The organism is Nocardia sp. NPDC003693 (genome assembly GCF_053981095.1).
The window spans coordinates 180,269-192,023 of the sequence record NZ_JBSFNO010000011.1; the positions used below are offsets into that span (position 1 = coordinate 180,269).

Consider the following 11,755-nt stretch of genomic DNA (forward strand, 5'->3'; position numbering starts at 1 on the left):
CGGGGGCTTTAGATGATCTTCTGACCAACGAGGTAGGTGGCGATCTGCTGGCCGCCCTCGCCCTCGTCGACGATCTTCTCGCCCGCCGTGCGCGCCGGCTTCGGGGTCACGCCGGTCACCTGGGTGCCGGCGTTCGCAACGCCCACGGTCTCCGGGTCAACGCCCAGATCGGCCAGGGTGAAGGTCTGAACTTCCTTCTTCTTCGCGGCCATGATGCCCTTGAAGGAGGGGAAGCGGGGCTCGTTGATCTTCTCGGTGACCGAGACGATGGCCGGGAGACCGGCCTCGAGCTTGAACACGCCCTCGTCGGTCTCGCGCTCGCCGGAGATGCGGTCGCCGTCGACGGTGAGCTTGCGCAGGTGGGTCAGCTGCGGCAGGCCGAGGTACTCGGCGATGATCGCGGGGACCGCACCGGCGCGGCCGTCGGTCGCCTCGTTGCCGGCGATGACCAGCTCGACGCCCTCGATCTGGCCGAGAGCGGCGGCCAGGACGTAGGAGGTCTGCACGGCGTCCGAGCCGTGGATGGCGTCATCCTGGATGTGGATGGCCTTGTCGGCGCCCATGGACAGCGCCTTGCGGATGGCATCGGTGGCACGGGCCGGGCCCATGGCCAGCACGGTGACCTCGCCGCCCTGGGCCTCCTTGATCAGCAGCGCCTCTTCGACGGCGCGCTCGTTGATCTCATCGAGGATGGCGTCGGCGGCTTCGCGATCGAGGGTGTAGTCACCGTCGGTCAGCTTGCGCTCGGACCAGGTGTCAGGAACCTGCTTGATCAGTACGACGATGTTTGGCATGGGTCTTCGTCGACCTCCTGTTCTGGGTGGCACGGGTGTGGCGGTCGCACGATCTGGTTGTCCGTACGTCCACAGGTAGCTCGGCCAGGAGATTACCCTACGTTAAGTTACTCGCGGGTAACTTAGGCTGTGATGTTTCTCCACCACCGGATCCGGGTGCCGCTGTGATATGGACAACCGCTAACGTCGGACCCATGAGCGAGGCCGTGATACCCACCGAAAACCACACCGATCCCCTGCCTTTGACCGGTGAGCGGACGGTGCCCGGCATCGCCGAGGAAAACTACTGGTTCCGCCGCCACGAGATCGCCTACGCGCGTTTGCTCGAGCGTTGCGCGGGCAAGACCGTGCTCGAGGCGGGCTCGGGAGAAGGCTACGGCGCCAATATGATCGCCGGGGTTGCCGAGCGTGTGATCGGCCTCGACTACGACGACCAGGCGGTCGCGCACGTGCGCGCCAAGTATCCGGCGGTGGAGATGATCCAGGGCAACCTGGCCGACCTGCCGCTCGAGGACGAGTCGGTCGACATCGTGGTGAATTTTCAAGTCATCGAACATCTTTGGGATCAGTCACAATTCGTTCGCGAATGCCTGCGGGTGCTCAAGCCCGGCGGCAAGCTGCTGATCAGCACGCCCAACCGGATCACCTTCTCCCCCGGCCGCGACACCCCGCTCAACCCCTTCCACACCCGCGAACTCAACGCCGCCGAACTCACCGAACTCTGCGTCGAGGCCGGTTTCCGGCTCGAGCTGATGGCGGGCGTCTTCCACGGCGCGCCGCTGGTCGCCCTCGACGAGAAGTGGGGCGGGTCGATCATCGACGCGCAGATCGAGCGCGCCCTCGCCGGCGAGCCCTGGCCCGCCGACCTGACCGCGGATGTCGCGGCCGTGCGCACCGACGACTTCGACCTGCTCGCCGATACCGAAAGTGATATCGATGCCAGCCTCGACCTGGTCGCCATCGCGGTGAAGCCGTGAGTTCAACGGAAGGCCGGGCCGTGTCGAACGGGCACTCCGCAAGCTCCGTGCCAGGCCAGTTCACCCTGGTCCTGCACTCGCATCTGCCGTGGCTGGCGCACCACGGGCGCTGGCCCGTCGGCGAGGAGTGGCTGTACCAGTCCTGGGCCGCGTCCTACCTGCCCGTGGCCGAGGTGCTGGGAAAGCTTGCGGCCGAGGGCCGTTCGCATCTGCTGAGCCTGGGTATCACCCCGGTGCTCGCCGCGCAGCTCGACGACCCGCATTCGCTGCTGGGCATGCATCACTGGCTGGGCAACTGGCGGCTGCGCGCCGACGAGGCGTCCATGTCGGGCAACGTCGCGCTCGGCGCGCACGAACATCGCCTGGCCACCGCCGCGCTGGCCGACTTCGAAACCCGCTGGCGGCACGGCGCGTCGCCGGTGTGGCGCGAGCTGATCGACGCCGAGGCCATCGAGTTGCTGGGCGGGCCGCTGGCCCACCCGTTCCAGCCGCTGCTGGACGAGCGGCTGCGGGCCTACCAGCTCTCCGAAGGGCTCGCCGACGCGCGACAGCGCTGGGGTCACACGCCCGCGGGCATCTGGGCGCCCGAGTGCGGATTCACCCCCGGCATGGAACGCGGATACGACCGCGCCGGTGTGACGCACTTCATGGTGGACGGGCCCGCGCTGCGCGGCGACACCACCCTCGGCCGCCCGGTGTGGGACTCGGACGTCGTCGCCTTCGGGCGCGATCTGCACGTCAGCTATCGCGTCTGGTCGCCGAAATCCGGCTACCCGGGCCACGCCGCCTACCGTGATTTCCATCACTACGATCACGCCACCGGTCTCAAACCGTCCCGCGTCACCGGCAAGACGGTCGCGGGTGCGGACAAGGCTCCCTACGATCCCGAACTCGCCGCCGCGGCGGTCCGCGAACACGTCGCGGACTTCGTGGAAACGGTGCGTGAACGATTGATCTCCGAGTCCGCGCGCATCGGCCGCCCGGCGCTCGTGGTGGCCGCCTTCGACACCGAACTCTTCGGCCACTGGTGGCACGAGGGACCGCAGTGGCTCGAGCAGGTCCTGCGCGCGCTGCCCGAGGCGGGCATCGAGGTCGGCACCCTCGCCGACGCCCGTGCCAAGGGTTTCGTCGGAGAATCGGTGCAGCTCAGCGACTCCTCGTGGGGGTCGGGCAAGGACTGGCGGGTGTGGGCCGGGGATCAGGTCCAGGATCTGGTCGACCTCAACGCGGAGGTGGTGCAGCTGGCGCTGGACACCCTCGACAAGATGCGGGTGGAAACCGGCGCGGGCGCCTCGGAAACGGGCGAAACCGGCCTGCAGGGACTGCGGAACCCGGTCGCCGATCAACTCCTGCGGGAGGCGATCCTGGCGGTCTCGAGCGACTGGGCGTTCATGGTGTCCAAGGACTCCGCCGCGGGGTACGCGCGTGACCGAGCCCATGAACACGCACACGCGGTGCGCGAGATCGCGGCCGCAGTTTCCGGCGGGCAACTCGCCAAAGCGGAGCAATTGGCGGCAGGATGGTACGCGGCCGACGGATTCTTCCCAGCGCTGGACGCGCGCCGGCTCGGCCCCTCCTCAGAAGGACCCCAATGAAGATTTTGATGGTGTCGTGGGAGTACCCACCCGTCGTTGTCGGCGGGCTGGGCCGTCACGTCCATCACCTGGCCACCGAGCTGGCCGCCGCCGGGCACGAGGTCGTGGTGCTGGCTCGTCGCCCGATGGGCACCGACGCCTCCACCCACCCCACCCACACGTTCATCGAGGACGGCGTGCTGGTGGTGGCCGTGGCCGAGGACCCGCCCTGCTTCGACTTCGGCGACGACATGCTGGCCTGGACCCTGGCCATGGGACACGCCATGGTGCGGGCGGGGATCGCGCTCAACAAGCCCGGCATCGGCGAGGGCTGGACCCCCGATGTGGTGCACGCGCACGACTGGCTCGTCGCGCACCCGGGCATCACGCTGGCCGAACACTACGACGTGCCACTGGTTTCCACGATTCACGCCACCGAGGCGGGCCGGCACAGCGGCTGGGTCTCGGGCCGGGTCAACAAGCAGGTGCACTCGGTCGAGTGGTGGCTCGCGCACGACTCCGACGCGCTCATCACCTGTTCGGAATCGATGAAGGACGAGGTCGAGCGGCTGTACCGGCCCGAGCGCGCACCGGTCACGGTGATCCGCAACGGCATCGACGTGAGCTCCTGGACCTTCCGCGAACGCGCGCCGCGGTCGGGACCGCCGCGCCTGCTGTACGTGGGCCGGCTCGAATACGAGAAGGGCGTGCAGGACGCGATCGCGGCGCTGCCGCGCATCCGCAAGCAGTACCCGGGCACCACCCTGACCATCGCCGGCATCGGCACCCAGTTCGACTGGTTGCGTGAGCGCGCCCGCGCCGCGCGGGTCGCGCGCGCGGTGAACTTCGTCGGCCGCCTCGATCACGCGGATCTGCTGGGCTGGCTGCACGGGGCCGACGCCATCGTGCTGCCCAGCCGCTACGAGCCGTTCGGCATCGTGGCGCTCGAGGCCGCCGCCGCGGGCACCCCGCTGGTGACCTCGACCGCCGGTGGACTCGGCGATCTGGTGACCGACGGCGTCACCGGCGCGTCCTTCGAACCGGCCGATGTCAACGGCGTCGTGGACGCGGTGTGCTCGGTGCTGGACGACCCTGCCGCCGCGCAGGATCGGGCCTGGGCCGCGCGCGAACGCCTCACCGCCGATTTCGCGTGGGACGTGGTCGCGCAGGAGACCGCGCTGGTGTACCAGTCGGCCAAGCGCGGCGTCCGCAACCCGCTCGGGCGGCCGGAGATCTCCGAACGGCCACTGCCGGAACGGGATCCGAACCAGCCGTACTGAGCGCGGCTCGCCCGTGCGGGTTCGCGGGAGACCCTTCTGCCGTGAACTAGAACGTGTTCTAATTCACTCATGGGTGGAAACGTCGGCGGCTTCGCGGATCCGAGATTCCGGACCGTGCGCGAGATCTTCGAGGAGAGTTTCGCGGACGGGCAGAACCTGGGCGCGGGCCTCACGGTGTACGCGGACGCGCGGCTGGTGGTCGACCTCTGGGGCGGCGTCGCCGATTCGCGCACGGGACGCGCGTGGGAGCAGCACACCCCGTGCCCGACCTTCTCGTGCACGAAGGCCGTGACCGCGACCGCCGCACTGCAGGTCGCGGCGCAGCACGGGGTCGACCTGTACGCGCCGGTGGCGAGCTGGTGGCCCGAATACGGCTGTGCCGGAAAGGAAGCCACCACCACCGCGGATCTGCTCTCGCACCGGGCGGGGCTGCCCGCGTTCGACCGCCCGATTTCCGCGGCGGAGGCGGCCGACCCCGCCCACATGGCGGCGTTGCTCGCCGCGCAGACCCCGGAGTGGGAGCCGGGCACCCGGCACGGTTACCACGCACTGACATTCGGCTGGCTCGCGGGCGAACTGGTTCGGCGGCATACGGGTTCGACGGTCGGCGACTACGTTCTGCGCCGTCTGAAGGCCGGGCTGTACATCGGTGCGGACGAAGCCGTCCGCACCGCCGCGGCCCGCACCGAGTTCCCGCCCGCCGACGAGATGGCCTGGAACGACCCCTATCCCATCGACGCGGGCACCGCGGCCCGCATGGCCGCCGCCTTCCGCGATCCGGCCTCGCTGACCGTGCGCGCCACCACCAATCCCCTCGGCCGCTTCAACGATCCCGAGGTCCTGGCGGGCGGCTGGCCCGGTGCGGGCCTGGTGACCACCTCCGACACCCTGGCCAGGTTCTATCGAACCCTGGTGCAGGGCAGATATCTGAGCCCGTCCTACCGCCGCGAGGTGACCGCCGAGCAGGTGCGCGGCCCGGACGCGGTGCTGCTGTCGGAGAGCGCTTTCGCCCTGGGCTACATGCTCCCCTGCGAGAACCTCATCCTCCCGAACTCGGTGCCCGAGGGCATATTCGGCCATCCCGGCGCGGGTGGTGGGCTGGCCTTCGCCGATCCCGGCAACCGGCTGAGCTTCACCTTCATCCCCAATCTCCGCCGCGACTGGATGGCGGGCGACCGCCGCGCGTACAACCTCGTCGAGGCGGTGTACGCGGCGCTGTGACGGGCACACGCGGCCACCCGGGCGAGCTGTGCGCCGCCTTCCGAAGCTGTTGATACGCATGGCATCCCACCAGCTCCGGGATGCGGTCGGCGGGTTACGGCGCGCGGCGGGGCCGGAGATTCGACCGGCCTGCCGAATGGTGCCGGGCGTCATCCACGATCGGACGGCGGTGGGACATCCAGGAGCCAACGGCGAAAGGAGTCCTGGCGAAACGTGAAGGTAGTGCCGGTGACTCGGAGCAGGCCCGTTCGGCGGCACCAAGCCAGGAACGCGGCGGGATGGGCGGTGAACTCGGAGCCGCGGGCGAATATCAGCCGCGCGCAGCCATAACGCAGCAGCGCCGCGGTCCAGGGACCGCCGCCGGTGACGACCCACGCGACGAGCAGGAACCAGCCCACCTCGAGGACGGCCAGGGCGCCGGGGTCGGTATGCGTCGGAACGGTTGCGACGAGCCACAATCCGACCGCGAGGAACGGGGTCCAGTACCGGATTCCCGAACGGCGCAGGCGCAGTTCGTCGGGCCGGTGACCGGGCGCCCACTTCCCCAGCGCGACCACCAGCAGGGACAGGGCCGCGCACAGGAACGCTGTGGGACACCAGATTCGAGCACCTTGCAACGGGGCCCAGAGCAGAGCGCGGAGTTCGTTGACATCGACGACCCGCAGTATCGACAGCAGCCGTTCGCAGAGCACGAACGCGCCGAACACCAGCCCCGCCGCCGCCACCTGCGCCGATATCGACTGTGCGGCGGAAGATCCCGGTGCACGGCGCGCGACAGCCTGCCGGCAGGCGAGAACACTGCCGAGCACCAGCGTGAGCACGAACGGCAGCTCGAAACCCGACGACCCCTCGGTGTTCGCCGACGGGATCACGGCCAGCAGCCCGAGGGACACCGTCGCGCCCACCAGACCCGCCGCCAGCCCGATCTCGGCCCAGCGGGCCGGTAGCACGGTGCGGTAGCGCGGCACGGCCGACCACGGCCGCACGGCCGCGATCACGCCGCCCACCGCGGCGAAACCCCACCACGCTCCGATGGACCACGGTTCCTGCGCCCGCAGGAACATCGTGGTGGCAGCGTAGCCCTCCCCACCCAGGATCACCCGCAGCAGCGGGCCGGTGAGCAGCGAATAGCCCTGGAGCACAAGCACACCCAGCATCGCGAACACGATCGCGTGCAGCACCCGGCACCGTGCGCCCGCCATCCGCCAGATCTCCCCCAGCGCGATGGTCCCGGCGGCGTGCCCCGGTGCCCCGTGCCGCGCGAGAGTGCGCAGCCAGGCGTGCACCTGCGCTGAGGAATACCTGGGCTTGCCCGCCCTGCGGGTAGGCGGCTCCCCCGCCACCGCCGTGTCGATGAGCGACGCGAACAACAGCGCGTCCACCGCGTCCGCGTCCACGCACCCGGCCAGCTGCTCGGCCGCGGCGCGCCCACCCACGCGCAGCAGGTGCACCGCCGGCGTGAGCCGCCCGGGTGCACCCAGCGCCCCGGCGAGCACGCCGCGCGGCCACTCCGCCAGCTGCTCGAAGACCGGATCCCACTGTGCCGGATCACCGTTGGTCAGCACGCAGCACCGCCGCAGCTGCGCCTCGATCTCGACGACTCGCAGTTCCCGCAGCTCCGCCACCGGCATGGCGAACACCGATCCGCCGCAGGCTCGATACTCCGCGCGCCGGCACAACACCACCAGTGGCCTTCCCCGCCAGTGCGGTTCGTTGATCCGCTCCAGCGCCCGCGCCGGCCCGCCTCGGTCCCGCATCGGATAGTCCAAGCGCCCCGCACCGCTCGCGGTGTCGAGGGCACCCGCACCGCCCTCTGCGTCCGCGCCATCTGCGCGGTCCACGCGGGCCGCGCCTTTCACGCCATCCGCGCCTCCCACGGCATCTGCGCCTTCCGCGCCATCCGCGCCGTCGACAGCATCTGCGGCGTCCATGCCGTCTGCGGCAGCCCCGCCCTGGGTGCCCTCGGCATCCGACGCGCCTACACCGGCAGCGGCGTTCACGGCGCTCGGGCCCTCGGCGGTACGCGCTTCGCGAGTTGTGCGGGCGGCCCCTGACGACTCGGCCGCTGCCGGTCCGAGTCCTGGGGCATCGGTATCGGTGGCGAAGAATCCGGCGGATTTCGGCGCGGCGGAAGGTGTTGGCGCGGCCGGGATCTCGTCCAAACCGTCGAGGACGGGCAGGATCAGGTCGGCGGCCAGCAGCTCGGCGGCGACCCGGCCGTGCAGGCGGTGATCGGCTACCAGGCGGCGGACCAGGAACCAGGTGAGCGACTCGTGCTCGGGATCCCAGCTCGAGGCGTCCACCCGCACCGGCACGGGGGCGGGCCGGTCGGCGTCGTCGGGCCGCCGGGCCAGGAGCTGCAGGACCAGGTGGGCCGCGGCGACCGTCTTTCCCGAACCGGGATCACCCAGGATCAGCAGCCGCCGCGCCGACGACTCCGCGAGATGTCCGCCCAGGTCGGTGATCCGGTCCGCGCCGGAGAGGTCGCCGTGCGGGGCGGTGATTCGCAGGGTGCGGGGAATCTCCTCGCCCGCGGTCACACCCAGGTGGTCGAGGCGGGAACGCTCCCGGCGGCGCACCCCTTCGGCGAGTTCTTCCGCGTGCGCCCGCAACGCCGGTAGCGAGACGTCGGGACGGATACGGCGGTACACCCCGCGGACGCCCGCGCCCACAGCCGGTGCGGCGGCGCGGGCCAACGCTGTCTCGACTGTCACCGAACGAACCCCCTCGTGTCGGAACCGATCTCCCTACACGCATCGTCCTAGGTGAGTGCCGTGCAACGGGTCGCGGCGAACCCGGCGCGGCGCGCTCAGGATTCGAGTTTCTTCAGGGTGCGCTCGACAGTCAGGAAGGTGCGGGTGGTGATGTCCTTGCCGTAGGTCTTCTCGAGCCAGGCCATGAAGGTGGTGGTGCGGGGGTCGCTGTTGTCGACGATCGTGAGGATCGCGGCGGCGGGCCTGTCGTAGCGGACCACGGTCACGGCCTCGGCCAGGGTGTCCGACGGCTGCGCGGGCGGGCCCGCCTCGGGGTCCTTGACGAAGGTGACCGTCAGATACGTTTCGCGGCAGTGGGTCAGGCCGGGGAAGGGGTCGGTGTCCACCAGCTCGCGGAGTTGTTCACGACTGCGGATCAGCGTGCCGCCGCCGATCCCGAGCTGCGCCTGCAGCGCGTGCTGGATGCGGTCCTCGAGGGCCGGAACATCGGTCTCGGGGCTGTCGAAGTACACGTTGCCGCTGGTCAACAGCGAGCCCACCCGCTCGAAGCCCAGGCCCTCGAATACGCCGCGCAGCTTCTCGTTCTTCATGTTCGGGTTGGTGGGCATGATCCCGCGCAGGAACGCGGCGTAGCGATTCATGGCCCGAACCTACCCACTGGATACGACAGTGGCCGGGCCACCGGGCCCGGCCACCGCCGCGTGTTCGTCGCGAGTCGCGGTCAGGACGCCGTGACGCCGTTCTTCTTGCGCTCGATGTCGGCCAGCGCGGCCATGTGCGCCGCGCGCGCCTCGGCGGCCGCGTCCCAGGCGTCCTTGCGGTTCTTCACGACCCGGGCGGGTGCGCCGACGGCGATGCCGAAGTCCGGGATGTCGCCCTTGACCACCGCGTGCGCGCCGAGCACACAGCCGCGGCCGACGCGCGTGCTGCGCAGCACGGTCACCTTGGCGGCGATCCAGGTGTCGGGGCCGATGCGCACCGGGGACTTCACGATGCCCTGATCCTTGATCGGCATGTTGATGTCGTCGACGACATGGTCGAAGTCGCAGATGTAGCACCAGTCCGCGACGAGGGTGGATTCGCCGATCTCGATATCGAGGTAGGTGTTGACGACATTGTCCTTGCCGAACACCACCTTGTCGCCGATGCGCAGCGAACCCTCGTGGCAGCGAATGGCGTTGCCGTCACCGATGTGCACCCATTTGCCGATTTCCAGGCGGGCGAGTTCGGGGGTGGCGTGCACCTCGATATTGCGGCCCAGGAACACCATGCCGCGCAGGATGATGTGCGGGTTGGCGGCCTTGAACTTGAAGAGCCGGTAGTACCGCACCAGGTACCAGGGGGTGTAGGCGCGATTGGCGAGCATCCACTTGAACGAGGCGACCGTCAGGAATCGGGCCTGCTCGGGATCGCGCCGCCGCGACCCGGCCCAACGCGTGCGCAACGGTGCGCCCCACATGCTCGTCACGAACTGCTCCCTGTGTCTCTGGGCGGGCCCACGGCTTGGCCGGGCATTCTGACCTCACACCTTACAAGCCGCCGGACGGCTGTCTCGCGGGTCGTCCGGATCAGCCGTGACCGCCGTGGCCCGCGCCCGGCGCGCCCATGCCGGGCATATCCGCCATTCCAGGCATGTCGTCCATCGCCAGGGGTGCGGGTCGCTGCCCCGGGGCCAGGACCAGGAATTGGCCCATCATGCCTTTGTCCTCGTGCATGAGCAGGTGGCAATGGAACATGTACGGATAGACGGGGTCGCTGTGGCCGGTGAAGCGCATGGCCAGGGTGTAGGTGACGCCGGGGGTGGTGTAGACGGTGTCCTTCCAGCCGGACAGTTCCGGCGGCGGGGTGCGGCCGTCGATATCGGTGATCTGGAATTGCACGTCGTGGACGTGGAAATTGTGCGGCCAATTGTCATTGTTGACCACGGTCCAGACTTCGGTGGAGTCCACCGGGATGGTCATATCGATGCGGTTCATGTCCATCCGCTGGTTGTTGATCATGAACCATTTCAGTTCGAAATGGCGGGTGGCCGCGCTGCCCGCGGGAACGAGCGGCGCGATCACGGCCAGCGAATCGGGCAGCGCCGGTACGGGCTTCGGCACCCCGATCGGGCGCAGGCGCAGGATGTCGAAGGTGTCGTCGAAGCCGAAGGCGGCGGGGCGGTCCACCCCGGCGCGCTGCTCGATCGGGAGCGAGCGCAGGGTGACCGGATCGCCGCCGGTGAACTCGACGAGCAGTTCCACGCGTTCGCCCGGACTGATCTGCACCGAGCGCAGCGGCACCGGCGCGGCGAGCAGGCCGCCGTCGGTGGCGACGAGCCGGAACTCACGATCATCGGACAGGGCGAGACGATAGATCCGCCCCGACGAGCCGTTCAGCACGCGCAGGCGCAGGCGCCGAGTGGTCACGTCCAGGTGCGCTCCCGCGATGCCGTTGGTGACGATGACGTTCCCGAGCAGACCCGCGTCACCGGAATCGGATTCGTCCAGCTCGCCGTCGGCGGTGAAGCGACGATCCTGGATGACCAGCGGAATATCGTCCACCCCATAGTCTTTCGGCAGTCCGGGAATCTCGGCCGCGTCGTCGAGGAGAAAGAACCCGGACAACCCGCGATAGACGTGCTTCTCGGTGGAACCGTGCGGATGCGGGTGGTACCAGAGCGTGGCGGCCGGCTGATCCACGGTCCAGCTCGGCTGCCAGGTACCGCCCGCGGCGATCGTCTGGTGCGGCCCGCCGTCGCAGCTCGCCGGGACGTGCATGCCGTGCCAGTGCACGGTGGTCGGCTCCGGCAGCTCGTTGCGGATATCGAAGGCGACGGTCTCCCCGCGGCGCGCACGCAGCGTCGGCCCCAGCACCGAGCCGTTGTATCCCCAGGTGGGCGTGGACTTTCCGGGCAGCATCTCGGTCGTGCCCGGCGCGGCGCGCAGGGTGAAGCGGCGGATTCCGTCCGGGCCGACGGCCGAATCCGCCAGCGGCGGGACGGGCAGCGGGCGGGTCGAACCCGCCGGGCCCGCCGCACCGGACGATCCATCGCGACCGGCGCACCCGGTAGTCAGGGCCATCGAGGCCACGGCGAATCCGGTGAGAAAGCCTCGTCTCGAGACCACGACCAACTCCTACTCGTCCACCGGCGATCGACTGCCGCCGAGTTGCCTCCAGCATCGATTGCCCGGGGGTAACCGCGACTCCTGCGCG

The 11,755-nt window shown here is 69.8% G+C and carries 9 protein-coding genes; 4 read left to right on the forward strand and 5 right to left on the reverse strand.

The window, feature by feature from the left end; all coding sequences use genetic code 11:
- Positions 1-8: 8 nt before the first annotated feature.
- On the reverse strand, positions 9-794 hold the full coding sequence (locus ACWDOP_RS15310) for an electron transfer flavoprotein subunit beta/FixA family protein (RefSeq protein ID WP_454203323.1): 786 nt from the start codon (positions 792-794) through the stop codon (positions 9-11).
- A 194-nt stretch (positions 795-988) separates the two neighbouring features.
- Between ACWDOP_RS15310 and ACWDOP_RS15315 the strand changes: the two genes are divergently transcribed.
- The 4 genes from ACWDOP_RS15315 (at position 989) to ACWDOP_RS15330 (ending at position 5,846) form a co-directional block, all read left to right on the forward strand.
- The gene (locus ACWDOP_RS15315) at positions 989-1,771 is read left to right on the forward strand and encodes a class I SAM-dependent methyltransferase (RefSeq protein ID WP_456345590.1); all 783 of its coding nucleotides are present in this window, start codon (positions 989-991) and stop codon (positions 1,769-1,771) included.
- A gap of 47 nt (positions 1,772-1,818) precedes the next feature.
- Positions 1,819-3,366, forward strand: a complete 1,548-nt coding sequence (locus ACWDOP_RS15320) for a 1,4-alpha-glucan branching protein domain-containing protein (RefSeq protein WP_456345591.1) — start codon at positions 1,819-1,821, stop codon at positions 3,364-3,366.
- Positions 3,363-4,625: a glycosyltransferase family 4 protein gene (locus ACWDOP_RS15325; RefSeq protein ID WP_454203320.1), complete on the forward strand. Its 1,263-nt coding sequence runs from the start codon at positions 3,363-3,365 to the stop codon at positions 4,623-4,625. Before ACWDOP_RS15320 ends, ACWDOP_RS15325 begins: the two co-directional genes overlap by 4 nt.
- A 69-nt stretch (positions 4,626-4,694) precedes the next feature.
- Positions 4,695-5,846: a serine hydrolase domain-containing protein gene (locus ACWDOP_RS15330; protein WP_456345592.1), complete on the forward strand. Its 1,152-nt coding sequence runs from the start codon at positions 4,695-4,697 to the stop codon at positions 5,844-5,846.
- Positions 5,847-5,995: 149 nt separating this feature from the next.
- Here ACWDOP_RS15330 and ACWDOP_RS15335 read toward each other — a convergent pair whose 3' ends face one another.
- The 4 genes from ACWDOP_RS15335 to ACWDOP_RS15350 all read right to left on the reverse strand — a co-directional run bounded on the left by ACWDOP_RS15335 (position 5,996) and on the right by ACWDOP_RS15350 (position 11,622).
- Entirely contained in the window at positions 5,996-8,560 is a 2,565-nt protein-coding gene (locus ACWDOP_RS15335) for an NACHT domain-containing protein (RefSeq protein WP_456345593.1), read from the reverse strand.
- Between the two features lie 95 nt (positions 8,561-8,655).
- A complete protein-coding gene (locus ACWDOP_RS15340; protein WP_456345594.1) occupies positions 8,656-9,201 on the reverse strand; it encodes a DUF1697 domain-containing protein in 546 nt (181 codons plus the stop codon).
- An 80-nt stretch (positions 9,202-9,281) separates the two neighbouring features.
- Positions 9,282-10,028, reverse strand: coding sequence for an acyltransferase (locus tag ACWDOP_RS15345; RefSeq protein ID WP_454203316.1), 747 nt, complete (start codon positions 10,026-10,028; stop codon positions 9,282-9,284).
- Between the two features lie 100 nt (positions 10,029-10,128).
- On the reverse strand, positions 10,129-11,622 hold the full coding sequence (locus ACWDOP_RS15350) for a multicopper oxidase family protein (protein ID WP_456345608.1): 1,494 nt from the start codon (positions 11,620-11,622) through the stop codon (positions 10,129-10,131).
- Positions 11,623-11,755 lie beyond the last annotated feature (133 nt).

Excerpts from the sequence above, each read along its gene's own strand:
- ACWDOP_RS15330 (WP_456345592.1), top strand. The coding sequence starts at position 4,695 with ATGGGTGGAAACGTCGGCGGCTTCGCGGATCCGAGATTCCGGACCGTG.
- ACWDOP_RS15315 (WP_456345590.1), top strand. The coding sequence starts at position 989 with ATGAGCGAGGCCGTGATACCCACCGAAAACCACACCGATCCCCTGCCT.
- ACWDOP_RS15310 (WP_454203323.1), bottom strand. The coding sequence starts at position 794 with ATGCCAAACATCGTCGTACTGATCAAGCAGGTTCCTGACACCTGGTCC.
- ACWDOP_RS15340 (WP_456345594.1), bottom strand. The coding sequence starts at position 9,201 with ATGAATCGCTACGCCGCGTTCCTGCGCGGGATCATGCCCACCAACCCG.
- ACWDOP_RS15350 (WP_456345608.1), bottom strand. The coding sequence starts at position 11,622 with ATGGCCCTGACTACCGGGTGCGCCGGTCGCGATGGATCGTCCGGTGCG.
- ACWDOP_RS15325 (WP_454203320.1), top strand. The coding sequence starts at position 3,363 with ATGAAGATTTTGATGGTGTCGTGGGAGTACCCACCCGTCGTTGTCGGC.